The organism is Marinobacter sp. (assembly GCF_033722195.1).
GTDB lineage: Bacteria > Pseudomonadota > Gammaproteobacteria > Pseudomonadales > Oleiphilaceae > Marinobacter.
The window spans coordinates 1-2,090 of sequence record NZ_JAWVZL010000197.1 but is presented as its reverse complement, the minus strand read 5'-3'; the positions used below and the strand labels follow the sequence as shown (position 1 = coordinate 2,090).

The 2,090-nt window shown below is 60.7% G+C and carries 2 protein-coding genes; one reads left to right on the top strand and one right to left on the bottom strand.

Going from position 1 to position 2,090, the window contains the following annotated elements:
• On the top strand, positions 1–462 hold a 462-nt coding region (locus tag R3280_RS16765; protein ID WP_318999750.1), incomplete at its 5' end, for a TRAP transporter large permease subunit.
• Positions 463–517: 55 nt separating this feature from the next.
• Here the strand turns inward: R3280_RS16765 and R3280_RS16760 are convergent.
• Positions 518–2,090: hypothetical protein (locus R3280_RS16760; RefSeq protein WP_318999749.1), on the bottom strand; the 1,573-nt coding region annotated here is incomplete at its 5' end.

Here is a 2,090-nt window from a genome sequence, read left to right as displayed (position 1 = left end):
GTGTTTGCCATCCTGATCGGCGCCACCGCCTTCTCCATGGTGTTCAGTTACACCGGCGGCGACTACCTGCTGGAGGAGTGGATGCTGGAACTGCCCGGCGAGAAGTGGGGCTTTTTGATCCTGTCCATGCTGGTGATCCTGCTGCTGGGCTTCTTCATCGACTTCGTGGAGATTTCCTTCATCGTGGTGCCGATCCTGGCGCCGGTGGCGGAAGCCCTGGGCCTCAACATGCTGTGGTTCGCCATCCTGATTGCCATGAACCTGCAGACCAGCTTCCTGACTCCGCCGTTCGGATTCAGCCTGTTCTACCTCAAGGGGGTCTCGCCCCCGAGTGTCAAAACCACCGATATCTACAAAGGGGTCATCCCCTTTATCGGCCTGCAGGCGCTGGTGTTGATTCTGCTCTTCATCTTCCCGGAGTGGTTCGGGATGAGCGCCACCAGCGGCTACGGCGGTTACTGATCCCAAGCCCATCTGTCCACCATGGCCCCCGCTTTGACGCTGGGGCCATGGGTCTTCAATCGGCCTGTTCGCGGTCGGTATCGAGCGCCGTGAACTCGTTGATGAGCAAATCGCTGTCGTATCGAGCCGCCGATCCCCACACGACCGAAGCGCGGCTGTCTTCTTTCAACCTCAACAGCACACCGATGCCCGCACGTTGACGCTCCCCCAACACTTCCGGCAGTTCCCACTCGCCGGTGTAATGGTTATAGCGACTGGCCAGGACCCGCGTTGTGCCTGGCGCCTGCCCTTGAGGCGCCACAACTTCGGACCAGGCGACCAGGCTGTGACCAACCGCGTCCATTGCCACAGCGAGCTGCCCCTTGCGGGCCGCACTCTCGCTAATGACCATTGCCGAACTCCAACGCCGCGTGTCCGGATCAAATCGGCGGCCAACCAATGCACCCTCGATGGCGTTGGCCTCCGGCAATGCCGGCCAAACCGCGATCAGTTCACCCTGCTCATTACCTGCCAATTGACCCTCATTCGCATAATCCGGGCTCACACCCAACGTCACCGGCCCTGACAGCCACTGGTTTTCAGCAGCCAGGTAATGGGCAACCTGATGCCGGGAAAGCACCTCCTCGCCGGTTTCCTGCCGACGCCACATCAAGGCCACGTTGCCCACCTCATCCATGGTCAGTGAGTACCCGTTGTAGGCTCCCCGATCATGTACGAGACTTGCCGCAGGCTGCCAATCCCCGCCTTCTCCATCAGGGACAAATTGTCTGGCACTCAGGCGGGTGGCGGTCGGCTCTGCCTCCTGCCAGATTACCACGACCTTCCCCAGTTCATTCGCGGTCAGGGTATGGGTCCAGTGGTCGGCCACTCGACTGCTCAGTTCCTCAGCAGGCTGCCATCCGTCCTGAGGAAGGTAGCGTTGGACCAAAAGATGGGAATCAGACTCCCCGGGCTCCATGCCCAGATACAGCAAAGTGGCCTGACCGCCGCCCCCGATCACCAGGCGTGGTGCAAATCCGTGCTCTAGCGCGGCATTAACCACTTCAGGCTCAGACCAGCGGTCCCCCTGAACCGAATAGCGACGGGCAAACAATTCCTGACGGCCGGTTGAGACATTGCTGGCAGACCAAGCCAGCACGGCATCGCCAGATGCGCTCACTGCGGGGCTGGCCCGAAAATCCGGCAACCTCAGGTCTTCTGCCAGTATCGTGGCAGAACCCCACTGCCCGCGGTCAAAGTCATAGAGACGGGCATAGAGATTCAGCACATCGTCGTCGGCCTGGAGCCAGGTAACAAGGGCGTCGCCATCCTTGTTGCTGGCCATTTCCCAACGCACCACCCGGCCGCCATTCTCGCTAACCGGCACCGGCGCAGTCGGTACCAGCCCTGCCCCTGCTTTTGGGGAGCTCGACCACAACGCCTTAAACCCGGTTCCTTCCGGCACTTCGCTCCAGATCACCAGATCGGATCCTGAGGGCGCATCCACCTGACGAAACTGTTGAACCCGGCTACCAACGCTCTGCCGCAAGGTGTGAGCCTCTCGCCATTGACCATCCGCTGTTGTGAACCGCCAGCGATAGTCCTTGCCCAGCAGGTTACCGTCTATGTCACTGATATCACTGGAAAGG